Raw genomic sequence first — 24,555 nt, forward strand, 5'->3', positions numbered from 1 at the left:
ATTCCTGTACGTAATAAATGCCGATAAAAACACCAACGATTAAACCTGCGAAGAAGTTGGTCGTGCATGCCGTCAGCACACCGCTTCCCTATGCGCATTATCAGCGCTGTACGCAGTGTGACATGCTCTTTCGCTTACCGGTGCTTAAACGCAACCAAAGCGCCTGGTGTCCACGCTGCAACGCCAAGGTGCGCGATGGGCGCGACTGGTCGCTGACGCGTTTGGGCAGCATGGCCGTTGCGATGCTGCTGCTCATGCCTTTTGCCTGGTCGGAGCCTCTGCTGCGCCTGCACCTGCTGGGCGTGCGCATCGACGCCAACGTCCTGCAAGGGATCTGGCAGATGACCGCGCAGGGTGACCCGCTTACCGCCGCCATGGTGCTGTTTTGCGCGGTGGTCGCCCCGGTGCTGCTGGTGGTCTCGATTAGCTATCTCTGGCTGGGCAACGTGCTGGGGATGAACCTGCGCCCGGTGCTGCTGATGCTCGGCAAGCTCAAAGAGTGGGTGATGCTGGATATCTATCTGGTGGGTATTGGCGTCGCCTCCATCAAGGTGCAGGATTACGCCTTTCTGCAGCCCGGCATCGGCCTGGTGGCGTTTATCTCGCTGACGCTGCTGAGCATCCTGACGCTTATTCACATGAACGTCGAAGAGCTGTGGGAGCGTTTCTATCCTGAACGGCCAGCGACCCGCGCCGATAACAATTTACAGGTGTGCACCGGCTGCCACTACACCGGCTACCGCGACGCGCGTGGCCGCTGCCGACGCTGCCACTCCCCGCTGCATCATCGCCGGCCACAGAGCCTGCAGCGCAGCTGGGCGGCGCTGATTGCCTCGCTGATATTTCTCTTACCAGCCAACCTGCTGCCGATCTCGATCATCTATGTTAACGGTGCGCGCCAGGACGATACGATCCTTTCCGGGATCATCTCCCTTGCCAGCAGCAATATCGCCATCGCCGGAGTGGTATTTATCGCCAGTATTTTGGTGCCATTCACCAAAGTTATAGTGTTATTTACCCTATTGGTCAGCATACAATTCAAGTGCGAGCAAGGCTTGCGCACCCGCATCCTGCTGCTGCGGCTGATAACCTGGATTGGCCGCTGGTCGATGTTGGATCTGTTTGTTATTTCACTCACCATGTCGCTAATCAATCGCGATCAGCTCCTCGCTTTCACCATGGGGCCGGCGGCGGTTTACTTCGGCGGTGCGGTAATTTTAACTATTCTTGCAGTTGAATGGCTGGACAGCCGCTTACTTTGGGACGCACATGAGTCAGGAATCGCCCGCTTCGCAGACTGAAGCCAGAATAAAAACTAAACGCCGTATTTCGCCATTCTGGCTGTTGCCGGTTATCGCGCTGCTGATTGCCGCCTGGCTCATCTGGACCAGCTTTGACGACCGCGGATCGACGATTACCATCGATTTCCAGTCCGCTAACGGCATTGTGCCGGGGCGGACGCCTATCCGTTATCAGGGGGTCGAGGTCGGCACCGTCCAGGATATTAGCCTCAGTAAAGATCTGAGTAAGATTGAGGTTTCCGCCAGCATCAAACGCGATATGAAAGATGCGCTGCGCAAAGAGACCCAGTTCTGGCTGGTCACCCCAAAAGCCTCTCTGGCGGGGGTCTCCGGGCTGGATGCGCTGGTGGGCGGGAACTACATTGGCATGATGCCTGGCAAAGGTGAGCCCGAAGATCACTTCGTGGCCCTCGACACTCAGCCGAAATACCGCATCAACAACGGCGAGCTGATGATCCACCTGCAGGCGCCGGACCTTGGCTCCCTGAACAGCGGCTCGCTGGTCTATTTCCGCAAGATCCCGGTCGGGCGCGTGTATGATTTCACCCTGAATGCCAATAATCAGGGGGTCACCATCGATGTCCTGATCGAGCGCCGGTTTACCAACCTGGTGAAAAAAGGCAGCCGATTCTGGAACGTCTCCGGGATCAAAGCCGACGTCGGCCTGAGTGGGGCAAAAGTGCAGCTGGAGAACCTTTCTGCGCTGGTGAACGGCGCTATCGCCTTCGATTCACCTGCCGATTCGAAGGTTGCGGCGCAAAACGATGACTATCATCTGTACGAAGATCTGGCGCATAGCCAGCGCGGTGTGCTGGTCACCCTCGACCTGCCCGACGGCGATGGGCTGAAAGCAGGCTCGACGCCGCTGATGTATCAGGGGCTGGAAGTGGGTCAGTTAAGTAAGCTGAATCTTAACCCCGGCGGCAAAGTGACCGGCGAGATGACCGTCGACCCGAGCGTGGTGACGCTGCTGCGTGAGAAAACGCTGATTCAGATGAAGAAGCCGAAGATTTCCCTCGATAACCCCAGCGTCAGCGCCCTGCTCACCGGCAATACCTTTGAACTGGTACCCGGTGAAGGCGAGCCGCGCAACCACTTCTCCGTCATGCCAGCAGATAAAGCGCTGCTGGAGGAGCCCAACGTCGCCACCGTCACGCTCTCGGCGCCGGAAAGCTACGGGATTGACGGCGGCCAACCGCTGGTGCTGCACGGAGTAAAAGTCGGCCAGGTGCTGGAGCGCAAACTGACGGCCAAAGGGGTGACCTTCCAGGTCGCGATTGCCCCCGAATACCGCGATCTCATTCGCGGTGACAGTAAGTTTGTGGTTAACAGCCGTCTGGACGTCAAAGTGGGACTCGATGGCGTGCAGGTGCTGGGGGCCAGCGCCAGCGAATGGGTTAATGGCGGGATCCGGGTCATTCCGGGAGAAAAAGGCGAAATGCAGAGCAGCTACCCGCTGTACGCCAACCTCGAAAAGGCCCAGGAAAACAGCCTGAGCGAAGTGCCGACCACGACCTTAAGCCTCTCAGCCGAGACCCTGCCTGACGTTCAGGCCGGCTCGGTGGTGCTGTATCGTAAATTCGCCGTCGGCGAGATCATCGCCGTCAAACCGCGCAAAGACGCTTTCGATATCGATTTGCATATCAAGCCGGAGTACCGCTACCTGCTGAGCAACAACAGCGTCTTCTGGGCCGAAGGGGGGGCGAAGGTCAAACTTGACGGCAACGGACTCACCGTTCAGGCCTCGCCGCTGGCGCGCGCCATTAAAGGGGCGATCAGTTTCGATAACCTCAATGGCAGCAGCGCCAACGCGCGGCTGAATAACAAACGTATCCTTTACGCTTCGGAAACGGCGGCGCGCGCCGTGGGCGGCCAGATCACCCTGCACGCGTTTGACGCCGGGAAGATGGCGGCCGGGATGCCGATTCGTTATCTCGGCATCGATATCGGTCAGATCCAGTCCCTGGAGCTGATCACCGCCAAAAACGAAGTGCAGGCGAAAGCGGTGCTCTACCCGGAATACGTCGGTACCTTCGCCCGGGCCGGGACCCGCTTCTCGGTGATCACCCCGCAAATCTCCGCCGCGGGCGTCGAGCATCTCGACACCCTGTTCCAGTCCTATATTAACGTTGAGCCGGGACGCGGGCCGGCGCGCCGCGACTTTGAGATCCAGGATACGACGATCAGCGACTCACGTTATATCGACGGCCTGAACATCGTGGTGGAAGCGCCGGAGGCGGGGTCGCTTGGCATCGGTACGCCGGTCCTGTTCCGCGGCCTTGAGGTGGGGACGGTCACTGGCCTGTCGCTGGGGTCAATGTCCGATCGGGTGATGGTGAAACTGCGTATCAGCAAGCGCTACCAGTATCTGGTACGCAATAACTCGGTGTTCTGGCTGGCCTCAGGTTACAGCCTCGACTTCGGCCTGATTGGCGGCGTGGTGAAAACCGGGACCTTCAACCAGTTTATCCGCGGCGGGATCGCCTTTGCCACGCCACCGGGGACACCGCTGGCGCCGAAGGCCCAGGATGGCAAGCACTTCCTGCTGCAGGAGAGCGAGCCGAAAGAGTGGCGGGAATGGGGCACCGCCCTGCCGCAGTAACCCTCACAACGCCTTCTCCCGCACCGGCCAACGCCGGGGGCGGGAAGATGACTCACCGCACGCCCCGGTGTCCTGCACCGGGGCGTTTGTGCTAAACTGCGCACCCTTTTTTTCTGTGGTGCGCTGCCTGTGGCTGAAAATACTGTCTATTTCCCTGAAGCGTTTCTCGCTCAAATGCGTGCGGCAATGCCCGCGCATCTCTCTTTCGACGACTTTATCGCCGCCTGCCAGCGCCCGCTACGCCGCAGTATTCGCGTCAACACGCTGAAAATCAGTGTGGCCGATTTTCTGTCTCTGGTCGCCCCGTATGGCTGGCAGCTGACGCCGGTCCCCTGGTGTGAAGAGGGATTCTGGATCGAGCGGGACGGCGACGATGCCCTGCCGCTGGGCAGCACCGCCGAACATCTCAGCGGGCTGTTCTATATTCAGGAGGCAAGCTCGATGCTGCCGGTCGCCGCTCTGTTCGCCGATAACCCGCAGCCTGAACGGGTGATGGATGTTGCCGCCGCGCCGGGGTCGAAGACCACCCAGATTGCCGCCCGAATGGGTAACGCGGGCGGCATTCTGGCCAATGAGTTCTCCGCCAGCCGGGTGAAGGTGCTGCATGCCAACATTAGCCGCTGCGGCATCAGTAACGTCGCCCTGACTCACTTCGACGGCCGGGTTTTCGGCGCGGCGCTACCCGAAGCTTTCGATGCCATCCTGCTTGATGCCCCCTGTTCGGGCGAAGGCGTGGTGCGTAAAGATGCTGACGCACTGAAAAACTGGTCGCCGGAGAGCAACCTCGACATTGCCGCCACCCAGCGCGAACTTATCGACAGCGCCTTCCATGCCCTGCGTCCTGGCGGGACGTTGGTGTATTCGACCTGTACCCTGAATCGCGAGGAAAACCAGTCGGTTGTTCAGTGGCTGCTGTCCCGTTATCCGCAGGCGGTGGAGATCCTGCCGCTGGGAGATCTGTTTTCCGGCGCGGCCGATGCCTTAACCGCAGAAGGATTTTTGCACGTGTTCCCGCAGATCTACGATTGCGAAGGCTTCTTTGTCGCTCGCCTGCGCAAGACCGCGGCGATCGATCCGCTCCCGGCGCCAGGCTATAAGGTCGGCAAATTCCCGTTTACGCCGCTGAAGAGCCGGGAGGCCGCCGCGGTAACTGCCGCCGCCAGCGCTGTTGGCCTGGTGTGGGACGCAGGTCATACGCTGTGGCAGCGGGATAAAGAGCTGTGGCTGTTCCCGCAGGCTATGGAGCCCCTGTTTGGTCAGGTGCGTTTTTCACGCATCGGCGTACGCCTGGCAGAGGTGCACAATAAGGGGTACCGCTGGCAGCATGAGGCGGTTATCGCCTTTGCCGCGCCGCAGCGCGCCTTCGAGCTGACCCAGGAGGAAGCGGAGGAATGGTATCGCGGACGCGACGTCTATCCGCAGACCGCGCCGCAGCAGGATGAGGCCATCGTGACCTTCCAGGGTGTCCCGCTGGGTCTGGCCAAGCGCGTTGGCTCCCGTCTGAAGAATAGCTACCCGCGCGAACTGGTACGCGATGGGAAACTTTTTGCCGGCAAGGTGTGACGCCGCGCAAAAAATGCGCACTTTTTGACTGGCGGTTTTCACCCCATTGACTACGCTGAAAAATGACGGCCTCAACTGGTCGTACCACAACTCAGCTGAAAAATGGGGTGAAGCGATGAGTAAAACCAATGTCCGCATCGGCGCGTTTGAGATAGACGATGCCGAACTGCACGGTGAACATCAGGGAGAGCGAACGTTAAGTATTCCCTGCAAATCCGATCCAGATTTATGTATGCAGCTTGACGCCTGGGATGCCGATACCAGCGTGCCCGCTATTCTCAATGGCGAACATTCCGTGCTCTACCGTAAACATTACGACCGCCAGTCTGATGCCTGGGTCATGCGCCTTGCCTGACTCAAATGAACCCGTCGCCTGAGACGGGTTATTTATTTCCCCGTCCCGCCGTCATCCCCTACACTAAAGAGTATGTGAACCCGAGCATGAGGCCAGGATGTTTGCCTTGGTGTTGTTTATTTGCTATCTGGATGGCGGCTGCGAGGACATTGTGGTTGACGTCTACCGCGAGGAAACGCAGTGCTTAGTGGCGATGGAGGATCAGCGGATCCGCCACGGCGGCTGCTATCCGATAGAAGATTTTATTGATGGCTTCTGGCAACCCGCCAGCGAATACAGCGATTTTTAACCTGCCGATTGTAGCGCCACCAGCGTCAGCGTTCCGCCAAACACGGCGCCCGTATCAATATAGTGTTGATTATCGCGTTCATAAGGCGTGCGAAGCGGCGTATGGCCAAACCAGAAATGGTCTGCTCCGGCGATGGCGCCATGACGTCCCGCCAGATGTTCGCTCAGGCGATGACGGCTCCATAACACCCGCTGGGGATCCACCGGCTGCTGCCAGCGATAGACTGGCGCCGGATAATCGGCATGGGCGATCACATGCCGGGCATCTGCACACCCAACTTCAATAATCAACGGTAGCCGCTGACAACGCGCTAACAGCCGGTCGGCTTCGGCCCGCTGCTGCGCGGTGCCCCGGCCATACCAGTCGCCGCCATTCATCTGCCAGAGTGCCATATCCCCGCTCTCCAGCGCCTCCAGCGCCATCTGTTCATGATTCCCCCGAACGGCCCTGAACCAGCGGCAGCGCAGCAGGCCGAGGCAGTCAGCGCTCTGCGGTCCGCGATCGATCAGATCGCCCACGGAAATGAGCAGATCGGCCCAGGGATCAAAGCGCAGCTGACGCAGGCGGCCCATCAGTAGCGCAAAGCAACCATGCAGATCGCCCATCAGCCAGATATTACGCCAGTCGCTACCATTAATACGTTGATACATATAATTACCTCTCTGCTGTAATTATAGGTAATTGCGCCGAATCCCCCGTGATTTTTATTTACACCTCAATCGATTTTAAACAAACGGGAAATATAGTCGGCCAGAGGATTAAGCTTATCAGAAGCTCGCTTTAAAATAGGAGGAAATAACAACGAGGTGTTTATCGTGACAGACAATAGCCTGCATTCAACCAGCGTGCTTGCGCCGCGCTCGCATCTTATTGCCGATCTGGTGATGGGCAGACTAATACCTGCACCTATCTGGCGGCAGAAAAATTTTCGCCTTAAATTTCTGCTGCGTACGGCGTTATTTTATAGCCCCACCAAAGCAATGCTTGAGTCGCTTAGCGCCCGTGATGATTTTAATCAGCTTCTGACCGCGCAGGCGACCTTGCCGGGAAAAGTGCACCGTCAGTACCTGACGCGCGATCTTAACGCCTGGCAGCGGGCGATGGCGGTGATAAGTCATTATCGCTACATCGATACCCTGCAGGGGTCGCTGCTGGCGCATGCCATGACCGCGGTGAGCGAGGTCCCGCTGCTGACGCTGAACGGAAAAGACGACAGCCCGTTCACTCTCTCCGCCTCCTCAGCCGGGAAGGCTGAGCGCGAGGGCGAAACCACATTATGGCTACGCGACGGCGATCACACCCTGTTGGCCAGCGCAACCTTTAGCGTGACCTGGGACGGTGAAGCCTGGCAACTTGTCATCGGCGGCCTGCAGGGGCCACGGCGCCACGTTTCCCATGAGGTGATTAAGCAGGCCACTCGCGCCTGCTTCGGCCTGTTCCCGAAGCGCCTGCTGCTGGAGTTCATTTGGCTGCTGGCCGCTCGCAGCGCTATCGAGTCGATTTATGGCGTCAGCGATAACGGCCATGTGTTCCGTGCCCTGCGCTATCGTCTGAGCAAGGGCCGCCATTTCCACGCCAGCTACGACGAGTTCTGGCAGTCCATCGATGGTAAGCCGGAAAGCGCGTGGCGCTGGCGGCTGCCGCAGCGTCTGGAACGAAAATCACTGGAGAGTATCGCCAGCAAAAAACGGGCCGAATACCGGCGTCGGTTCCAGCTGCTGGATCAGCTGGCTGAGCAGGTGGACATCCTGACGCAACCGCGCCATGGTGCGTAAATTTCGCTGCGGATAGCGCCGCGCTGACACGCGGCGTTTGCTTATTCGGTCGTTATTTCGCTACTATCATGGCCCCTGGCGCCATTGGATAGTGGTTGGCATGATGAGTAAAACCGAAATTTTCCTGCTGATTATTCTTGCGGTCATTCTGCTGGGCTGCGTATGGTTTGTTTTTAGTGATGAAATTTGGCTTTTGCTCTGCTATCTCGAAAGTAAAATATATCCCACCTTTAGCGTCCCTGAATAATTTTAGCCGCTGTAAATAGCGGCGCATTCGCTTATTATTTTTAGCGATACGGTCGTTCATTGATAGCTAATCGCATGAATTGCCAAACCTATTAGACTTTGCTTATTTTATTTGTCATACAAATGTGTATACTAGCAGCCTTCCGATGTTGGCCCGCCAGTTAACCTGCACGCCGGGCCTGGTTAGGTGCAGGTTTTTTCTTTTCTCTTTCCACCCCAACTTCAGATCTCTCCTTCCCGACGCAACCCTTCCTCAGGATGCGATTTGTGTGTAAATGGATTGTGTATGCTAAAAACGGTGTGCTATAACGGGACATCCAGAGGCCAGCCTGGGGTTTGACTGACATGATGTCGCTGGCTATTGCGAAAGCAGAAGGTTACCGATAAAAAGAGACCGAATACGATTCCTGTATTCGGTCCAGGGAAATGGCTCTTGGGAGAGAGCCGTGCGCTAAAAGTTGGCATTAATGCAGGCTAAGTCGCCTTGCACTATAAGAATAGTTTAACGCGTCAGCTTTTCCAGTCCGTGGCCAATGTGGTCGTATAATTCCTGGGAAACGGCTGTCAGCCAGTAAAAAACCGCCACTGCCGTTATCCGGCAAGGGCGGTTTTTTTTATGCTATTACAGTAAGATAACGCGGAACGCTAGCAGAGCTTCTGCGCTCGCTCGATAAATGGCGCAAGGCTCATTTTTTGTCCCGGGTGCTGCGGATCGTCGATCTGGATCACCGAGATCGGCTGCGCGGTCGTCTTGCCGGCTTTAACCTGCTGTTCCGCGACGTCATTGAGCGGATACTGGACCAGCGTACTCGGGTTGATGGCGTAAAGCGCGTTACCCGGACGGCAGGTCAACATCACCTCTTCACGGTTGAGCGCCCAGCTCTCCTTCCCCACTTCAAAGCGGCTCACGGTGATAATTTGCGGCGCCGCCAGAGCAGCCCCGGAGCTTGCCAGTAACAACATGGTCAGAACAATTTTTTTCATGATTTTGCCAGTTAATTCAATAAGGTTCCCAGGTGGCAAACAGACTGACGGCCAGCAGCGCCAGCGCGCCCAGCCCTATCTCAGCCTGCGTGGTTCGCAGGATCAGGCTTTCCGCCCGCGAACCGCTTGCCGACATGCGCGGTACCAGAACATACCTGTTCACTAAGGCAATTACCACCATCCCGGCGACCAGCGCACATTTGATCAACAGCATGCGTCCCCAGGGCGAGGTTCCGATCACCGCCCCCTGGATCAACAGCGCATTGACCACGCCGCTGGCAAGGGTGCCGGCCACCGCCAGATGTCCATAACGCGAAAAGCGCGCCATGGTATAGACCGCAGCCTGACGCCAGCGCCCCTGCGCCAGACGCAGGCAGTAGATGAAGGGCAACAGGCCGCCGAACCAGCTGGCGACGCAGAAGAGGTGGACGGCATGATTAGTCCGCTGCAGGGCGCCGAGTAAGCCATCGTGCATAGCAGCATGCCCAACCCCGGCGGAAAGCAGCAGCTGGGCCGCCAGCAGGGCCATCAGTTGCCTGGCGCCGTGATGGGGGCGGATCCACACCACGGCGAGAGCAGTCAACGCCAGCAGGATCTGCCAGATCCACACCCCGCCGAAGCGGGTACCCGCTACCGCCTGCCAAACGGCGGGCTGCCAGACATCCGCCCAGCCGTCGCCCATTATCCCCCCCTGCAGCAGATACAGCGCCACGGTTGAGAGCGCGCCAATCAACATCAGGGGGCGTAATAGCGGATAAAAGCGGTGCATCAGCACGCGCCTCAGCGGTACCGGCGCCCACCAGGCGCCATACAGCACGCAGCCAAAAGCCAACATCAGGGTGATAAAGTGCCCAAAACGCAGCGTGATATAGAGCCCGGTCAACATCGATCACTTCACGCTAAAAGTGTATTGCCCTTTGGTTTTATGGCCGTCAACCGAGACCACATGCCATGCTACGGTGTACTCCCCCGGAGACAACGTTTCCGCCAGGGGTAAGGTGACCTGAGCGGGGTTGTCAGCGCTGCGGGTCAGTTTACCGGCGGCTACCGCGTGCTGCTGCGGACCGGTGACGGTCACGCCGCTGAAGGCCGGTTCGATCCCTTCGGAGAAACTGAGCGTCAGCGTCTGAGGGGGCGCGGTCAGTTGGGCACCCGCGGCGGGGATCTGCTGTTGCAGGTGAGCATGGGCGAAGGCGCCTGCCGCGGTTAATATACCGGCAAACGCAACGGAGAGGCGCAACGCGCGTCCAGCGAGGAGTCGCATATTCGTCATTCCCTTTTGTTATGTCTGTAGGACAGAGAATAACCCTGTATAATGGCAGAGTCGAGCTAAGCGTCAGCGCCTCGACCGGGTTTACCAGCACACTGGAGTTAATAATGGAAAGAAATCTGGCCAAAATTTCGCAAGCTGAGATGGATAAGGTCAACGTCGATCTCGCCGCCGCCGGCGTCGCCTTTAAGGAGCGATACAACATGCCGGTGGTCGCTGATTTGGTCGAGCGTGAGCAGCCCGCCCATCTGCGCGACTGGTTCCGCGAACGACTGATCGCCCATCGGCTGGCCTCTGTCTCGCTTTCCCGACTGCCCTGGGAGCCGAAGCAGAAATAATGCGCGCCCGCCTGCTCCCCATCGGTTGGCAAGACCACCCAATTCCTTTACGCTTGTTGTTTTGCTCTGGAGCGAGCCATGCTGCGCGTCATTGATACCGAAACCTGCGGCCTGCAGGGGGGCATCGTCGAAATCGCCTCGGTCGATATTGTCGACGGGCGAATCACTAACCCGATGAGCCATCTGGTGCGTCCTGATCGGCCCATCACGCCGCAGGCGATGGCTATTCACCGTATAACGGAAGAGATGGTCGCCGATAAGCCGTGGATTGAAGAGATTATTCCGCATTATCTTGGCAGCCCCTGGTATGTCGCGCACAACGCCAGCTTTGACCGCCGGGTGCTACCGGAGATGAGCGGCGAGTGGATTTGTACCATGAAGCTGGCCCGCCGCCTGTGGCCGGGGATCAAATACAGCAATATGGGGTTATATAAATCACGTAAGCTGAATGTGGCGACCCCGCCGGGGCTGCATCACCACCGCGCGCTGTATGACTGCTATATCACCGCCGCGCTGCTGCTGGATATCATTAACGTTTCCGGCTGGACGCCTGACGAAATGGCCGATATCACCGGCCGCCCGGCGCTGCTCACCACCTTTACCTTCGGCAAATACCGGGGTAAAGCGGTGGCCGAAATTGCTGAAAACGACCCCGGCTACCTGCGCTGGTTATTCAACAATCTCGACCGGATGAGCCCCGAACTGCGTCTGACCCTCAAACACTACCTCGAGGAATAATCGTCACACAGCCGCTTTTCCCGGCAGTGTCCCCTGCGCCAGGGCAATGAAAAAGGCATACTCCAGGGCCACCCCTTCATAGCTTTTAAAGCGCCCGGATTTGCCGCCATGGCCGGAATCCATATCGGTACAGAGCAGCAGCAGGTTATCGTCGGTTTTCAGTTCCCGCAGTTTGGCCACCCATTTCGCCGGCTCCCAGTATTGCACCTGGGAATCGTGCAGTCCGGTGGTGACCAGCATATGCGGATAAGCCTGCGCCCGGACGCCGTCGTAGGGGCTGTAGCTTTTCATGTAGTGGTAATAGGTTTCATCCTGTGGATTCCCCCACTCTTCAAATTCCCCGGTGGTCAGTGGAATAGATTCATCCAGCATGGTGGTCACCACATCGACGAACGGCACCTGGGCTATCACGCCATGAAACAGCTCAGGACGTTCGTTAACGGCCACGCCCATCAGCATCCCGCCGGCGCTGCCCCCCATGCCATAGCAGAGCTGTGGATCGCCGTACCCCTGGGCCAGCAGCGCGTCACAGACGTCCAGATAGTCGTTGAAGGTATTTTTCTTACTCAGAAATTTGCCGTCCTCATACCACTGCTGCCCCAGCTCGCCCCCGCCGCGGACATGGGCGATGGCGTAGACAAAGCCGCGGTTGAGCAGACTCAGCCGGCTGGCGCTGAAATCGGCATCGATACTCTCGCCATATGAGCCGTAGCCATAGACCAGCAGCGGATTGCTCCCTTTGCGGAAATGTTCGCGATGATAGACCAGCGAGACCGGGACTTCGACGCCATCGCGGGCGGTCACCCACAGGTGTTCGCTCTGGTAGCAGCTCGTGTCCAACCCCTTCACCTCCTGCTGCTTGATAACCCGCCGCTCGCCGGTATCCATATCCAGTTCAAACAGGGTGTCCGGCGTGGTCATGGAGGAATACCCGTAGCGCAGTCGCGACGTTTCAGGTTCCGGATTATAGGCAAGCCAGGTGACATAGGCCGGATCGTCAAAGGCGATCCCTACCACCTCCCGGGTCTTGCGGTTAATTTGCCGCAGGCTGGTCAGGCCGCGCTGGCGCTCCTCGACGACCAGCCAGTCAGTAAACAGGGTAAATCCTTCGAGCATCACGTCGTGACGCGGCGGGATCAGCGAGGTCCACTGATCTTCATCGCGCAGCACAGTACGGTAGAGGCCAAAATTCTTCCCCTCGCGGTTGGATCGCAGATAGAACGCGTGCTGATAGTGATCGAGGCTGTATTCGTGATCTTTCCGCCGCGGCAGGAAGCAGACCGGCTCGGCGTCAGGGAGTTCGGCGTTGAGCAGTAATGCTTCACTGGTGGTGGCGCTGGAGAGATAAATCACCACGAACTGCTGGGAAGTGGTCTTATGTACGCTGACGTAGAAGGTCTCATCTTTTTCTTCATAGACCAGCACATCACTCTGCGCCGCGGTACCCACCGTGTGGCGCCAGACCTGATAAGGCAGCAGTGTGGTGGGATGTTTACGCACGTACCACACAAAGCGGGAATCATTGCTCCAGGCAAACCCGGAGGTAACATTTTCCAGGATCTCCGGGTACCATTCACCGCTGCTAAGGTTGCAGAAGCGCAGGCCATACTGGCGGCGGGAAAGATAATCCTCCGCCACCGCCATCAATTGGTTATTCGGCGCGACGCCCAGTCCGCCAAGGGTGTAGAACTCACGCTTCGCCGCCCGCTGGTTGCCGTCGAGCAGGATCTCCCACTCGTCCCACTCCTCTTTGAGCACCGACTGGCGCTGATAGATGGCGTATTCACAGCCCGGCTCGTAAACCTGACGGTAGCGAAAACCATTTTTACTGTAAGGGGCGGAGACTTCCCGTTGCGGAATGCGGTCGATAATTTCTTTCAGCAGACGTTCCTGCAGGCTGAGCTGCGAATCCATCACCCGCTTGCCATAGGCGTTCTCCGCGTGCAGGTACTCCAGCACGTCAGGTCGCGCGCGCTCATCGTCGCGCAGCCAGTAATAGTTATCGATGCGTGTATCGCCATGCAAGGTCATGGCGTGAGGGATCCGTTTGGCTTTAGGTGGCATGTTGTTCTTCTGCTGCTTTATCGTGACACAAGAGCATTCAGGTCACACGGCGGCGCCTGAATGATGACGTGTCTATAAGGGTGGCAAAAGACGCGGGCGATGCAAGCGAAACGTGATAATTTAGACGCTTAGCGCTTGTTTTTGTGACTGGATATCCTGTTCTATATCGGCCCGGACATCCTTTGGCAGTGACAAAGCGTCTCCCAGCGCGTTCAGATAGCTGCGTTCCATAAAGTGGTCGATATCAATGACCGCGCAGCTGACGTAGTAGATCTCCAGTGCCTCCTGCGGATCAACGATGCCCTCCACCAGACGCTGAGGATCCAGCGGTTGGGCCAGCGCCTGGTCGATCAGCACCCGGGCCTGAACGTCGATATTGGCCGCCCGCAGCTGGGCTTCAATATTAGCCCGTTCGTGGTCATCTATATGACCATCGCTCCTGGCGGCAAAAACCAGCGCGGTGATCAGTCGCACGCTGCGCGGATCAACGTCCGCCGGCACGGCAGCCGGCGTGTTCGCCCCGGGGACAGGCGCGTTTTGAGCGCGCATCTTCTGCTGATACTTGTTCCATAACACCGTACCCGCCACCGCCCCACCGCCAGCCAGCAGCGCGCTGGTGCCGTACTTCGCCAGCAGTTTGCGTGAGGATTTACTGGCCACCAGCAACCCGGCCAGCCCGCCAATCGCGCCGGGCAGCAGTGCGCTCCCTTTTGACGACTCGCCTGTCGATGACGCGCCCTGCTGCCCGAGCAGCGACTGCAGTTGATTAAGCCAGTTAGCCATGGTTTTCCTCTCAGGTGATAAAACACTGCTATCAGCCTAAACGACGCGATGTCAGGAAATGTTAGATCTGGCTAAAGATGCGCAAAGGTGGGCGCGGCAGACAAATCCCTGCCCAGCCAGGCCATAGCTGGCTGCCGCCAGTCAGGCCACTTTCGCCTTACGCGCTTTGGTCGCTGGCGCCGCGGCGTCTTCCGCTGGAGAAGCCTCTTCTGCCGCCGACGGCGCGGGTGAGTCGTGCGCGGACGCATCCTGCTCCGGCAATCGGCCGACGCGCAGGATATGCTGCAGCGCCTCTTTTCGCTCTGCCAGCCACATCGCCATGGTGTCACGCTGGGCGTCATCCATCTCCAGCGGCGATGCCACCAGCCAGTCATTCAGCACCTCTGCCAGATCGAGCATTTTGTCGTAAGCGTCGGCCTCTTTTTTGCTGGCAAAAGACATTTTTTCCTCACCTTCGCGGATCACAACATATTTAATTTCAACCGCCATGCTGCAGCCTCTCAATACTGTATTTTTATACAGTATAACAAATTTCCTCTCCGGACTCAACTCACGCGCGTAAAGACAGACGCAAACGTTTTCGTTTATAATCGGCAGCATCTTTTTTTACTGCGGAAGAGAGTTATGACTGTATTAGGCACCGCGCTGCGCCCGGCAGCCACCAAAGTAATGCTGTTAGGTTCCGGCGAGCTGGGCAAAGAAGTCGCTATTGAATGTCAGCGTCTGGGCATTGAAACTATCGCCGTCGACCGCTACCCCGATGCCCCGGCGATGCAGGTCGCCCACCGCGCCCATGTCATCAATATGCTGCATGGCGAGAGCCTGCGCGCTCTGATTGAACAGGAAAAACCCGATTACATCGTGCCGGAGATCGAAGCTATTGCTACCGATACCCTGGTTGAACTGGAACAGGCCGGGCAGAAAGTAGTCCCCACGGCGCGGGCGGCTAAGCTCACCATGAACCGCGAAGGCATTCGCCGCCTGGCGGCAGAAGAGCTGCAGCTCCCCACCTCCAGCTATCGCTTTGCCGACAGCGAAGAAGGCTTCCGCGCGGCGGTCACCGACATCGGTTTGCCGTGCATCGTCAAACCAGTGATGAGCTCCTCCGGCAAAGGTCAGAGCTTTATCCGCTCGGCTGACCAGCTCAGCGAAGCCTGGCGCTATGCGCAGCAAGGCGGCCGCGCCGGCGCCGGGCGGGTGATCGTCGAGGGGGTGGTGAATTTCGATTTCGAAATCACCCTGCTCACCGTCAGCGCCGTCGACGGCGTGCATTTCTGCGCCCCGGTTGGCCATCGCCAGGAAGACGGCGATTACCGTGAGTCCTGGCAACCGCAGCAGATGAGCGACCTGGCCCTCGAACGTGCCCAGGCCATCGCCCGCAAGGTAGTGCTGGCGCTGGGGGGTCATGGCCTGTTTGGCGTGGAACTGTTCGTATGCGGCGACGAGGTGATCTTCAGCGAAGTTTCCCCGCGCCCACACGACACCGGCATGGTAACGCTGATCTCGCAGGATCTCTCGGAATTCGCCCTGCACGTTCGAGCCTTTCTTGGACTGCCCGTCGGCGCTATCCGCCAGTATGGTCCGGCCGCTTCCGCAGTGATCCTTCCGCAGCTGACCAGTCAGAACGTCAGCTTTGGCCAGCTGCAATCGGCCGTCGGGGCTGGCCTGCAGCTGCGACTGTTCGGCAAGCCCGAGATTGACGGTACCCGCCGCCTGGGGGTGACCCTCGCCGTTGCCGATTCGGTTGAAGAGGCCGTAGCGCGGGCTAAAACCGCCGCCGCTGCGGTCATCGTCGAAGGCTAAAGACAAAAAAACCCGGTCGCGTTGCCGCTGACCGGGTTGTCGACCCTGAGGCGCGGTTTACTTCGCGCCTTCCACCGCTTCACGCGCCAGGGTGGTGATGCGATCGTAGTCGCCGGCCTCCAGCGCGTCGGCTGGCACCAGCCAGGAACCGCCGATGCACAGCACGCTATTCAGCGCCAGGTAGTCACGGTAGTTGGCCGGAGAAATACCGCCGGTAGGGCAGAAACGAATGTGGCCGAACGGACCCGCAATCGCCTGCAGGGCTTTCACGCCGCCGTTGGCTTCCGCCGGGAAGAATTTAAACTCTTTCAGACCATACTGCATACCCAGCATCAGCTCGGAAACCGTGCTGATCCCCGGGATCAGCGGAATGGTGCCGTCTTCGGTCGCCGCTTTCAGCAGGGATTCGGTCAGTCCCGGGCTGATAGCGAACTGCGCGCCAGCTTCCGTTACCGCTTTCAGTTGCTCGACGTTGGTGACCGTGCCCGCGCCGACAATCGCGTCCGGCACTTCTTTAGCAATCGCGCGGATCGCTTCCAGGGCGCACTCGGTGCGCAGGGTGACTTCCAGCACGCGCACGCCGCCCGCGACCAGCGCTTTCGCCATCGGTACCGCATGCTCCAGCTTTTTCACCACGATAACCGGGACAACCGGACCGGAGGTGAGGATTGCTTCTGCTGTTGTTTTCCAGTTTTTCATCAGGATTTTCTCTCGCCAGATCTAGAAATAAAATCGTCTTAAAAAGTGATGCAGGTTGCGCCCTGCTCCGCGCCAGAGAGCTTCTCACGCAGCGCCCCAAACATCTCCCTACCGGTTCCCACGCGCGACGCGCTGAGGTCAGGGATATGCGGCTGACGCGCCGCCAGTTCGGCATCGTCCACCAGCAGCGTCAGTTCTCCCGTCTGCCCGTTCACGCGAATCACATCGCCATCGCGCACTTTCGCCAGCAACCCACCATCATAGGCTTCAGGCGTGACATGGATAGCTGACGGGACTTTACCGGAGGCGCCAGAGAGTCGGCCATCGGTCACCAGCGCTATTTTGAAACGGCGGTCCAATAATACACCAAGTGGCGGCATAAGTTTATGTAATTCTGGCATCCCGTTCGCTTTTGGCCCCTGATGACGGACCACCACCACACAATCTTTATCCAGCAGGCCCGCTTCAAAGGCCGGCAATACGTCGTGTTGGCTCTCGAACACCACCGCCGGCGCTTCAATCACCTGATTCTCCACCGGGACCGCCGAGGTTTTCATTACCGCGCGCCCCAGGTTGCCGCTCAGCACCTTGGTGCCGCCGTGGCGGGAGAACGGTTTCTCGAAGGTCGCGATGACCTGATCGTCAAGCGGCGCTGTCGCCCCTTCACGCCAGTCCAGCTCGCCGTTGTTGAGCCACGGCTCCAGGGTATAACGCGACAGACCAAAGCCAGCGACGGTGTGAACATCCTCATGCAGCAGGCCGCCTTTCAGCAGCTCGCGCACCAGTACCGGAACGCCGCCCGCCGCCTGGAAGTGGTTGATATCCGCCGGGCCGTTGGGATAGAGGCGCGCCAGCAGCGGCACCACGTCTGACAGGTCGGAGAAATCGTCCCAGTTAATGATGATCCCCGCCGCGCGGGCCATCGCCACCAGGTGCATGGTATGGTTGGTAGAGCCACCGGTCGCCAGCAGCGCCACGATGCCGTTGACCACCACTTTTTCATCGAACATTTTCCCCAGCGGCATCCACTCGTTGCCATTGCCGGTCATGCGGGTGACCTGGCGTGCGGCAGCGGCGGTCAGCGCGTCCCGCAGCGGGGCATCCGGATGGACGAAGGACGAGCCTGGCAGTTGCATGCCCATAAACTCAACCACCATCTGGTTGGTGTTCGCCGTCCCGTAGAAAGTACAGGTGCCCGGCGCGTGATACGAGGCAGCTTCAGACTCCAGCAGCGCCATACGATCCACTTTACCTTCCGCGTACAGCTGGCGAATGCGGACCTTCTCTTTATTAGCCAGGCCGCTGGCCATTGGGCCGGAGGGAATAAAGACCGACGGCAGATGGCCGAAAGAGAGTGCCGCCATGGTCAGGCCAGGAACAATTTTATCGCACACGCCGAGGTATAGCGCGCCATCGAACATGTTATGCGACAGACCGATAGCGGCGGACATGGCGATCACTTCGCGGCTCAGCAATGAGAGCTCCATACCGTCCTGCCCCTGGGTTACGCCGTCGCACATTGCCGGCACGCCGCCGGCCACCTGGCCGACCGCATTGGCGCTATGCAGCGCTTTACGGATGATGTCCGGATAGTGTTCGTAGGGCTGGTGAGCGGACAACATATCGTTGTAGGAGGTAATGATGGCGATATTGTTGCGCAACATGCTTTTCAGAGAGGCTTTGTCGTCAGCCTGACAGGCCGCGAAACCGTGAGCCAGATTGCCGCAGGCCAGTTGCGCACGATGCACGGTGTCGGTTTTGGCCTGGTTAATCCTTGCGAGGTAAGCCGCGCGGGTGTCACGCGACCGTTCGATAATGCGATTTGTTACCCGTAACATTGTCGAATTCATAAAGGCTCCTCAAATTTGTATCTGTCCGGCCGCTGCGTGATGACGTATTTTTGTGCTAAAGGCCACCAACACCAGCGCTCAGGGGCAAAATGTCTGAAAGCAGTGTAATAAAAAAAGCCCCGTGGGTGAATCCTCATGGGGCTTAAAAGATTAAAAAGCGTGCGACTTTCTGCGTCAGATCATGTTACCGGTAAAATAACCCTGACGGATTAGGCGGCGAGCTTACTCGAACTCGTTCCATGAGCGGCCGTCACGGGTGATCATCGCCACCGACGCAACCGGTCCCCAGGTCCCTGCCTGATACGGTTTCGGCGCATCGCGGTCGGCAGCCCAGGCTTCGGTGATGGAATCCACCCATTTCCACGCCTCTTCCACTTCATCACGGCGCACGAACAGCGCCTGGATACCGCGCATGGTCTCCAGCAGCAGACGCTCATAAGCATCGGCCAGGTGCGTCTGGTTGAAGGTCTCGGAGTAGCTCAGATCCAGCTTGGTGATCTGCAGATTATGCTTATGGTCGAGGCCCGGCACTTTGTTCAGCACCTGGATATCCACCCCTTCGTCCGGCTGCAGACGAATGGTCAGCTTGTTCTGCGGCAGCTCCTGCCAGGTCTCTTTAAACAGGTTCAGCTCCGGAGTTTTGAAGTAAACCACTACCTCAGAGCATTTGGTCGGCAGACGTTTGCCGGTGCGCAGATAGAACGGTACGCCGGCCCAGCGCCAGTTATCGATATCGACGCGGATCGCCACGAAGGTTTCGGTGTTACTGGTTTTGTTGGCGCCCTCTTCTTCCAGGTAACCCGGGACTTTTTTGCCCTGGGCAAAGCCGGCGGTGTACTGGCCGCGAACGGTTTTCTCACGCACGTTGGAGCGATCAATGCGGCGCAGGGATTTCAGGACCTTGACCTTTTCATCACGGATGCTGTCGGCGCTGAGATCGGACGGCGGTGACATGGCAATCATGCAGAGGATCTGCAGCAGGTGGTTCTGGATCATGTCGCGCATCTGCCCGGCCTGGTCGAAGTAACCCCAGCGCCCTTCAATACCCACCTCTTCCGCGACGGTGATTTCGACATGATCGATAGTGCGGCAGTCCCAGTTATTGACGAACAGGGAGTTGGCAAAGCGCAGCGCCAGCAGGTTGAGGACCGTCTCTTTACCGAGGTAGTGGTCGATACGGTAGACCTGGCACTCTTCAAAAAACTCGCCGACCTGGTCGTTGATTTCACGCGAGGTTTCCAGCGAGGTACCCAGCGGTTTTTCCATCACCACGCGCGCAGGCTTGGCATTGAGCTTCGCTTCGCCCAGACCTTTGCAGATCGCGCCAAAGGTGCTCGGCGGCATGGCGAAATAGTTGATGGTGACACGGTTCTGTTGATCCAGCATCTCACCCAGACGCGTGAAGCCGCTGGTGTCATTGACGTCAAGATTACAGAACTCCAGGCGTCCGCTCAGGGAATCCCACAAACCCTCATCAATTTTTTCCTTCATGAAGGTTTCCAGCGCTTCGCGCACGACTTTGGTGTAAGCCGCTTTATCCCAATCGGCACGGCCGACGCCAATGATGCGGGTGTCGGCGTGGATCTGGCCCGCTTTTTCAAGCTGATACAGGGAAGGCAACAATTTACGTCGCGCCAGGTCGCCCTTCGCGCCGAAAATGACCAGGTCGCATGCCTGGGCCGTTTGCGTTACCGCCATGTCATTCTCCTCAGTTGATAGTCTGGTGCTTCTGCCAGGCTATATTTGTAATTTTCTTACACTGCACTGTACTGTGTTTACGTATTTCCCGAAAGCCTTCCCCTTCGTTTGCGGCGGTAAAACCGCACAGGGTGAAAACATTCGGCGATGATTTGGGCATCTGGCTGATATTGTTCGTTGTTTGTACCTGTTTCAGGTCAGTAAAATACGACTCTGATCATGTAATGAAAAAAAACAACATTATTTCACGTCATTCCTCACCGCTTGCGCTTGCGGAGGGGTATATTCTTGCTAAAACGCCCGATGATTTCACCCATTAATGAAATCGTTTCCATTGATGAGCGCCCTGTTACTAATGAACATGCTGGAAAAAATCCAGTCCCGACTGGAACACCTTAGCAAATCTGAACGCAAAGTGGCGGAAGTGATCCTCGCCACCCCCGCGCAGGCCATTCATTCGAGCATCGCCGCCCTCGCCCTTGAGGCCGGGGTGAGCGAACCGACCGTCAATCGCTTCTGCCGCAGTCTCGAAACCCGCGGGTTTCCTGATTTTAAACTGCACCTTGCCCAGAGCCTCGCGCACGGCACGCTCTATGTTAACCGGAATGTTGATGAAGACGACAGCGTTGAGTCATACACGGGAAAAATATTCGAATCGGCCATGGCGAGTTTAGATCAGGTCCACCATTCTCTCGACATGTCGGCGGTGAATCGCGCGGTGGATCTGCTGACTCAGGCCAAAAAAATCGCCTTTTTCGGCCTCGGTTCCTCGGCGGCGGTCGCCCATGATGCGATGAACAAATTTTTCCGCTTTAACGTGCCGGTCATCTATTCCGACGACATTGTCCTGCAACGCATGAGCTGTATGAATTGCGATGACGATGATGTGGTGGTGATTATCTCGCATACCGGAAGAACCAAGAGCCTGGTGGAGCTGGCGCAGCTGGCCCGTGAAAACGATGCCATGGTGATCGCCCTCACCTCCGCCGGTACCCCCCTGGCCCGGGAAGCCACGCTCGCCATCACCCTCGATGTGCCGGAAGATACCGACATCTATATGCCGATGGTCTCCCGTCTCGCCCAGCTGACCGTCATCGACGTATTGGCGACGGGGTTTACGCTGCGTCGGGGAGCAAAATTCAGAGATAACTTGAAGAGGGTCAAGGAAGCGCTGAAGGAATCGCGTTTTGATAAAGAACCGTTCGTACCCAGTGATAATCAATAAAAGTTGATAACAAGCAGTACCCCATTACACCTTCGATAACGATCCGGCTGTGCGACGTTGCAGGCTGGCGCTACCGAATCCATGTTCACGCAACACCAAAGTTGTATCAGTCAACGGAGTATTACATGTCCAGAAGGCTTCGCAGAACCAAAATCGTTACTACCTTAGGCCCGGCAACTGACCGCGATAACAACCTGGAAAAAGTTATCGCCGCGGGCGCAAACGTAGTGCGTATGAACTTCTCTCACGGCACCCCGGAAGATCATCAGCTCCGTGCCGACAAAGTGCGTGAGATTGCGGCAAAACTGGGCCGTCACGTGGCCATCCTCGGCGACCTCCAGGGACCAAAAATTCGCGTATCGACCTTCAAAGAAGGCAAAATTTTCCTCAACGTCGGCGATAAATTCCTGCTCGACGCTAACCTTGGTAAAGGTGAAGGCGACAAAGAGAAAGTCGGGATCGACTACAAAGGCCTGCCGGCGGATGTCGTGCCGGGCGATATCCTGCTGCTCGACGATGGTCGCGTGCAGCTGAAAGTCCTCGAAGTTCAGGGGATGAAAGTGTTCACTGAAGTGACCGTCGGCGGTCCGTTGTCTAACAACAAAGGGATCAACAAGCTGGGCGGCGGCCTGTCTGCCGAAGCGCTGACCGACAAAGACAAGGCCGATATCGTCACCGCCGCCAAAATCGGCGTCGACTACCTGGCGGTCTCTTTCCCGCGCTGCGGCGAAGACCTGAACTACGCCCGTCGCCTGGCGCGCGATGCCGGCTGCGATGCGAAAATCGTCGCCAAAGTTGAGCGTGCGGAAGCGGTCTGCGATCAGGATGCGATGGACGACGTGATCCTCGCCTCCGATGTGGTCATGGTTGCGCGCGGCGACCTCGGCGTCGAAATCGGCGATCCAGAGCTGGTGGGTATCCAGAAAGCGCTGATTCGTCGTGCCCGTCAGCTGAACCGTTCCGTCATTACCGCCACCCAGATGATGGAGTCGATGATCACCAACCCGATGCCGACTCGTGCGGAAGTGATGGACGTGGCCAACGCCGTGCTGGATGGCACCGATGCGGTGATGCTCTCTGCGGAAACCGCTGCCGGTCAGTATCCGTCGGAAACCGTGGCCGCGATGGCGCGCGTGTGTCTGGGCGCCGAAAAAATCCCGAGCCTCAACGTTTCCAAACACCGTCTGGACGTCCAGTTCGACAACGTGGAAGAAGCGATTGCCATGTCGGCGATGTATGCCGCCAACCACCTGAAAGGCATCACGGCCATCATCACCATGACCGAATCGGGCCGCACCGCGCTGATGACCTCGCGCATCAGCTCCGGTCTGCCGATTTTCGCCCTTTCCCGCCACGAGCGCACCCTGAACCTGACCGCACTCTACCGCGGGGTGACCCCGGTGTTCTTCGACAGCCAGAATGACGGGGTAGCCGCTGCGCACGATGCCGTCAATCTGCTGCGGGACAAAGGCTACCTGGTCTCTGGTGACCTTGTGGTCGTTACCCAGGGTGACGTGATGAGCACCATCGGCAGCACCAACACCACCCGTATCCTCACCGTCGAGTAAGCCTCGGTGTCGACCTGCCAGCGATGCGCTGGCAGGTTTTTTTTTGCCCACTATCTGGCAGATTACACCACCCAGCTCAACAACAGCGTCGCGGCGATCACCGTCGACGCCCCGCCGATCCGCGTCGCAATCTGGGCAAACGGCATCAACCCCATCCTGTTTGACGCCGAGAGGATGGCCACATCTCCGGTTCCTCCAAGGCCGCTATGGCAGCTGGTCACGATAGCGGCTTCCACCGGATACATATTCAGGCGAGTAGCGATAAAGAAACCGCTCAGCGCCATGGCAATAACGATGGAGCCGCAAACCACGACGTAGCCAATGGAGAAGACCGAGACCACGCTCTCCAGCGGCACATACAGCATGCCCAGGCCGATCATCAGCGGCCACACCAGCGCGGCGGAGACAAACTTGTAGCAGCTATGCGCCCCCAGCTCCATCGCCGCCGGGATAACGTTGGTATATTTGCAGAAGACGGCCGCCAGAATCATCAGCACCGGCCCGGGAATATGCACTACCTTCTCCAGCAGACCACCGACGATGAAAAATGCACAAATCATCAGCAACCCGGCGCCCATCAGCTGAAAATCGGTGGGTTGGGTACTCTGATGTTGCGCAAAGACGCTATTATCGTCATGGCTGCGGATCAGCATCCCATTGCCGGAGAGCGCCGGACGACGTGCGCCCATGCGCGCCAGAAAACCAGCGCAGATAATGGCGAAAATATTCCCAACCACCGCGGCCGGCGCCAGTTGGGCAACATAGACATCAGGCGTTTGCCCGAGAATGGCCGAATAAGCCAGCGACAAAGGCAGGATCCCTTCGCCGATGCCGCCGCCGATAATTGGCACGATGATAAAAAAGAAGGTGTGGTAAATACTGTAGCCAAATAAGCTGCCCACCAGCAGGCCGGTTAATATTGCCGCCCCGGTCCCCACCACCAACGGGACAAACATACGCACCATCCCCTGGATCAGAATAGTGCGGTTCATTCCCAGAATACTCCCGACGACCAGACAGGCGATGACGAAATAGAGGAGATTGGCCTCTTTCATCAGCAAGTGCACAGTATCGAGCGTATGAGCTTCAAACACGCCAAAGTAGACCAACACTGAGGGCATCATCAGGCACAAGATAGCCGGCCCGCCAATGTCTTTTAATACTGGCACCATGCGGCCAATCTTAGCCAGCGCGAATCCCAGGGTCATAATGACCGCCAGTCCGCCAATCATATTTTTCGGCAGCAGGCCCGCGCTCGCAGAGAGCGCGACGATCGCAGCGATACCGATAAAGAGTGTTAACGGCACGGCACCAACGTCGATATTGGATAAAAGTCGTGTCGATTGGCCGTTCGGTTGCGTTTTATCTATCGGGTGGTTGAGTGAATTATTTTCCATATTTTTA

At 58.0% G+C, this 24,555-nt stretch carries 24 protein-coding genes; 12 read left to right on the plus strand and 12 right to left on the minus strand.

The window, feature by feature from the left end:
* Positions 1–17 precede the first annotated feature (17 nt).
* The 5 genes from yebS (at position 18) to HMPREF3142_RS17895 (ending at position 6,110) form a co-directional block, all read left to right on the plus strand.
* A complete protein-coding gene (gene yebS, locus HMPREF3142_RS17875; RefSeq protein ID WP_008804276.1) occupies positions 18–1,301 on the plus strand; it encodes a membrane integrity lipid transport subunit YebS in 1,284 nt (427 codons plus the stop codon).
* A complete protein-coding gene (locus tag HMPREF3142_RS17880; protein ID WP_070612267.1) occupies positions 1,270–3,903 on the plus strand; it encodes a PqiB family protein in 2,634 nt (877 codons plus the stop codon). Before yebS ends, HMPREF3142_RS17880 begins: the two co-directional genes overlap by 32 nt.
* Before the next feature lie 129 nt (positions 3,904–4,032).
* Positions 4,033–5,466 (plus strand): 16S rRNA (cytosine(1407)-C(5))-methyltransferase RsmF, encoded by a 1,434-nt coding sequence (rsmF, locus tag HMPREF3142_RS17885; RefSeq protein WP_008804274.1) that lies wholly within the window; start codon positions 4,033–4,035, stop codon positions 5,464–5,466.
* 115 nt (positions 5,467–5,581) lie between these two features.
* Positions 5,582–5,821 (plus strand): YebV family protein, encoded by a 240-nt coding sequence (locus HMPREF3142_RS17890; protein ID WP_002911393.1) that lies wholly within the window; start codon positions 5,582–5,584, stop codon positions 5,819–5,821.
* A 97-nt stretch (positions 5,822–5,918) separates the two neighbouring features.
* Positions 5,919–6,110, plus strand: a complete 192-nt coding sequence (locus HMPREF3142_RS17895) for a YdfD/YebW family protein (protein WP_002911395.1) — start codon at positions 5,919–5,921, stop codon at positions 6,108–6,110.
* Here the strand turns inward: HMPREF3142_RS17895 and pphA are convergent.
* Positions 6,107–6,760: a protein-serine/threonine phosphatase gene (gene pphA, locus HMPREF3142_RS17900; protein WP_008804273.1), complete on the minus strand. Its 654-nt coding sequence runs from the start codon at positions 6,758–6,760 to the stop codon at positions 6,107–6,109. The genes HMPREF3142_RS17895 and pphA overlap by 4 nt on opposite strands.
* 156 nt (positions 6,761–6,916) lie before the next feature.
* Between pphA and HMPREF3142_RS17905 the strand changes: the two genes are divergently transcribed.
* Positions 6,917–7,885, plus strand: coding sequence for a VirK/YbjX family protein (locus HMPREF3142_RS17905; RefSeq protein WP_162493241.1), 969 nt, complete (start codon positions 6,917–6,919; stop codon positions 7,883–7,885).
* A 103-nt stretch (positions 7,886–7,988) separates the two neighbouring features.
* Positions 7,989–8,132, plus strand: a complete 144-nt coding sequence (locus tag HMPREF3142_RS29510) for an Ecr family regulatory small membrane protein (protein ID WP_046621074.1) — start codon at positions 7,989–7,991, stop codon at positions 8,130–8,132.
* A 644-nt stretch (positions 8,133–8,776) separates the two neighbouring features.
* Here HMPREF3142_RS29510 and HMPREF3142_RS17915 read toward each other — a convergent pair.
* The 3 genes from HMPREF3142_RS17915 to yobA are packed head-to-tail and all read right to left on the minus strand — an operon-like array spanning position 8,777 to position 10,379.
* Complete coding sequence (locus tag HMPREF3142_RS17915; protein WP_070612268.1) at positions 8,777–9,115, minus strand: YebY family protein; 339 nt, start codon at positions 9,113–9,115, stop codon at positions 8,777–8,779.
* A gap of 16 nt (positions 9,116–9,131) precedes the next feature.
* Positions 9,132–10,001, minus strand: a complete 870-nt coding sequence (gene copD, locus HMPREF3142_RS17920; protein ID WP_012541262.1) for a copper homeostasis membrane protein CopD — start codon at positions 9,999–10,001, stop codon at positions 9,132–9,134.
* A 3-nt stretch (positions 10,002–10,004) separates the two neighbouring features.
* The gene (gene yobA / locus HMPREF3142_RS17925; protein ID WP_012541261.1) at positions 10,005–10,379 is read right to left on the minus strand and encodes a CopC domain-containing protein YobA; all 375 of its coding nucleotides are present in this window, start codon (positions 10,377–10,379) and stop codon (positions 10,005–10,007) included.
* A gap of 113 nt (positions 10,380–10,492) precedes the next feature.
* Here yobA and HMPREF3142_RS17930 point away from each other — a divergent pair, with 113 nt between their 5' ends.
* Together HMPREF3142_RS17930 and exoX are read left to right on the plus strand one after the other, a co-directional pair.
* Entirely contained in the window at positions 10,493–10,723 is a 231-nt protein-coding gene (locus tag HMPREF3142_RS17930; protein ID WP_012541260.1) for a DNA polymerase III subunit theta, read from the plus strand.
* Between the two features lie 78 nt (positions 10,724–10,801).
* Positions 10,802–11,461, plus strand: coding sequence for an exodeoxyribonuclease X (gene exoX / locus HMPREF3142_RS17935; protein WP_070612269.1), 660 nt, complete (start codon positions 10,802–10,804; stop codon positions 11,459–11,461).
* 3 nt (positions 11,462–11,464) lie between these two features.
* Here exoX and ptrB read toward each other — a convergent pair whose 3' ends face one another.
* From ptrB to HMPREF3142_RS17950, 3 genes are all read right to left on the minus strand, one after another.
* Positions 11,465–13,525, minus strand: coding sequence for an oligopeptidase B (ptrB, locus tag HMPREF3142_RS17940; protein ID WP_070612270.1), 2,061 nt, complete (start codon positions 13,523–13,525; stop codon positions 11,465–11,467).
* 120 nt (positions 13,526–13,645) lie between these two features.
* Positions 13,646–14,308, minus strand: a complete 663-nt coding sequence (locus HMPREF3142_RS17945) for a tellurite resistance TerB family protein (protein WP_070612271.1) — start codon at positions 14,306–14,308, stop codon at positions 13,646–13,648.
* Between the two features lie 141 nt (positions 14,309–14,449).
* The gene (locus HMPREF3142_RS17950; protein WP_012967680.1) at positions 14,450–14,797 is read right to left on the minus strand and encodes a YebG family protein; all 348 of its coding nucleotides are present in this window, start codon (positions 14,795–14,797) and stop codon (positions 14,450–14,452) included.
* A 135-nt stretch (positions 14,798–14,932) separates the two neighbouring features.
* On the opposite strand from HMPREF3142_RS17950, the gene purT reads away from it, so the two are divergent.
* Entirely contained in the window at positions 14,933–16,111 is a 1,179-nt protein-coding gene (gene purT / locus HMPREF3142_RS17955; RefSeq protein ID WP_012541255.1) for a formate-dependent phosphoribosylglycinamide formyltransferase, read from the plus strand.
* Between the two features lie 57 nt (positions 16,112–16,168).
* On the opposite strand, the gene HMPREF3142_RS17960 is transcribed toward purT, so the two are convergent.
* The 4 genes from HMPREF3142_RS17960 to HMPREF3142_RS28215 form a co-directional block, all read right to left on the minus strand.
* On the minus strand, positions 16,169–16,810 hold the full coding sequence (locus HMPREF3142_RS17960) for a bifunctional 4-hydroxy-2-oxoglutarate aldolase/2-dehydro-3-deoxy-phosphogluconate aldolase (RefSeq protein WP_002911423.1): 642 nt from the start codon (positions 16,808–16,810) through the stop codon (positions 16,169–16,171).
* Positions 16,811–16,848: 38 nt separating this feature from the next.
* On the minus strand, positions 16,849–18,660 hold the full coding sequence (edd, locus tag HMPREF3142_RS17965) for a phosphogluconate dehydratase (protein ID WP_008804261.1): 1,812 nt from the start codon (positions 18,658–18,660) through the stop codon (positions 16,849–16,851).
* Positions 18,661–18,882: 222 nt separating this feature from the next.
* On the minus strand, positions 18,883–20,358 hold the full coding sequence (gene zwf, locus HMPREF3142_RS17970) for a glucose-6-phosphate dehydrogenase (protein WP_008804260.1): 1,476 nt from the start codon (positions 20,356–20,358) through the stop codon (positions 18,883–18,885).
* 10 nt (positions 20,359–20,368) lie between these two features.
* On the minus strand, positions 20,369–20,518 hold the full coding sequence (locus HMPREF3142_RS28215; protein ID WP_004145554.1) for a hypothetical protein: 150 nt from the start codon (positions 20,516–20,518) through the stop codon (positions 20,369–20,371).
* 159 nt (positions 20,519–20,677) lie between these two features.
* Between HMPREF3142_RS28215 and HMPREF3142_RS17975 the strand changes: the two genes are divergently transcribed.
* On the plus strand, positions 20,678–21,583 hold the full coding sequence (locus HMPREF3142_RS17975; RefSeq protein WP_162493240.1) for a MurR/RpiR family transcriptional regulator: 906 nt from the start codon (positions 20,678–20,680) through the stop codon (positions 21,581–21,583).
* Positions 21,584–21,708: 125 nt separating this feature from the next.
* Positions 21,709–23,151: a pyruvate kinase gene (gene pyk / locus HMPREF3142_RS17980; protein WP_002911440.1), complete on the plus strand. Its 1,443-nt coding sequence runs from the start codon at positions 21,709–21,711 to the stop codon at positions 23,149–23,151.
* Positions 23,152–23,213: 62 nt separating this feature from the next.
* Here the strand turns inward: pyk and HMPREF3142_RS17985 are convergent, their stop codons facing one another.
* On the minus strand, positions 23,214–24,548 hold the full coding sequence (locus tag HMPREF3142_RS17985; RefSeq protein WP_064171060.1) for a 2-hydroxycarboxylate transporter family protein: 1,335 nt from the start codon (positions 24,546–24,548) through the stop codon (positions 23,214–23,216).
* Positions 24,549–24,555: the final 7 nt, after the last annotated feature.

This window comes from Klebsiella sp. HMSC16C06, from assembly GCF_001808325.1.
GTDB lineage: Bacteria > Pseudomonadota > Gammaproteobacteria > Enterobacterales > Enterobacteriaceae > Klebsiella > Klebsiella variicola.

Bases quoted from the DNA above. Each gene is read 5' to 3' on its own strand.
- yebS (WP_008804276.1), top strand. From the start codon at position 18: ATGCCGATAAAAACACCAACGATTAAACCTGCGAAGAAGTTGGTCGTG.
- HMPREF3142_RS17880 (WP_070612267.1), top strand. From the start codon at position 1,270: ATGAGTCAGGAATCGCCCGCTTCGCAGACTGAAGCCAGAATAAAAACT.
- HMPREF3142_RS17890 (WP_002911393.1), top strand. From the start codon at position 5,582: ATGAGTAAAACCAATGTCCGCATCGGCGCGTTTGAGATAGACGATGCC.
- HMPREF3142_RS17895 (WP_002911395.1), top strand. From the start codon at position 5,919: ATGTTTGCCTTGGTGTTGTTTATTTGCTATCTGGATGGCGGCTGCGAG.
- pphA (WP_008804273.1), bottom strand. From the start codon at position 6,760: ATGTATCAACGTATTAATGGTAGCGACTGGCGTAATATCTGGCTGATG.
- HMPREF3142_RS29510 (WP_046621074.1), top strand. From the start codon at position 7,989: ATGAGTAAAACCGAAATTTTCCTGCTGATTATTCTTGCGGTCATTCTG.
- HMPREF3142_RS17915 (WP_070612268.1), bottom strand. From the start codon at position 9,115: ATGAAAAAAATTGTTCTGACCATGTTGTTACTGGCAAGCTCCGGGGCT.
- copD (WP_012541262.1), bottom strand. From the start codon at position 10,001: ATGTTGACCGGGCTCTATATCACGCTGCGTTTTGGGCACTTTATCACC.
- yobA (WP_012541261.1), bottom strand. From the start codon at position 10,379: ATGCGACTCCTCGCTGGACGCGCGTTGCGCCTCTCCGTTGCGTTTGCC.
- HMPREF3142_RS17930 (WP_012541260.1), top strand. From the start codon at position 10,493: ATGGAAAGAAATCTGGCCAAAATTTCGCAAGCTGAGATGGATAAGGTC.
- exoX (WP_070612269.1), top strand. From the start codon at position 10,802: ATGCTGCGCGTCATTGATACCGAAACCTGCGGCCTGCAGGGGGGCATC.
- ptrB (WP_070612270.1), bottom strand. From the start codon at position 13,525: ATGCCACCTAAAGCCAAACGGATCCCTCACGCCATGACCTTGCATGGC.
- HMPREF3142_RS17945 (WP_070612271.1), bottom strand. From the start codon at position 14,308: ATGGCTAACTGGCTTAATCAACTGCAGTCGCTGCTCGGGCAGCAGGGC.
- HMPREF3142_RS17950 (WP_012967680.1), bottom strand. From the start codon at position 14,797: ATGGCGGTTGAAATTAAATATGTTGTGATCCGCGAAGGTGAGGAAAAA.
- purT (WP_012541255.1), top strand. From the start codon at position 14,933: ATGACTGTATTAGGCACCGCGCTGCGCCCGGCAGCCACCAAAGTAATG.
- HMPREF3142_RS17960 (WP_002911423.1), bottom strand. From the start codon at position 16,810: ATGAAAAACTGGAAAACAACAGCAGAAGCAATCCTCACCTCCGGTCCG.
- edd (WP_008804261.1), bottom strand. From the start codon at position 18,660: ATGAATTCGACAATGTTACGGGTAACAAATCGCATTATCGAACGGTCG.
- zwf (WP_008804260.1), bottom strand. From the start codon at position 20,358: ATGGCGGTAACGCAAACGGCCCAGGCATGCGACCTGGTCATTTTCGGC.
- HMPREF3142_RS28215 (WP_004145554.1), bottom strand. From the start codon at position 20,518: ATGCCCAAATCATCGCCGAATGTTTTCACCCTGTGCGGTTTTACCGCC.
- HMPREF3142_RS17975 (WP_162493240.1), top strand. From the start codon at position 20,678: ATGAAATCGTTTCCATTGATGAGCGCCCTGTTACTAATGAACATGCTG.
- pyk (WP_002911440.1), top strand. From the start codon at position 21,709: ATGTCCAGAAGGCTTCGCAGAACCAAAATCGTTACTACCTTAGGCCCG.
- HMPREF3142_RS17985 (WP_064171060.1), bottom strand. From the start codon at position 24,548: ATGGAAAATAATTCACTCAACCACCCGATAGATAAAACGCAACCGAAC.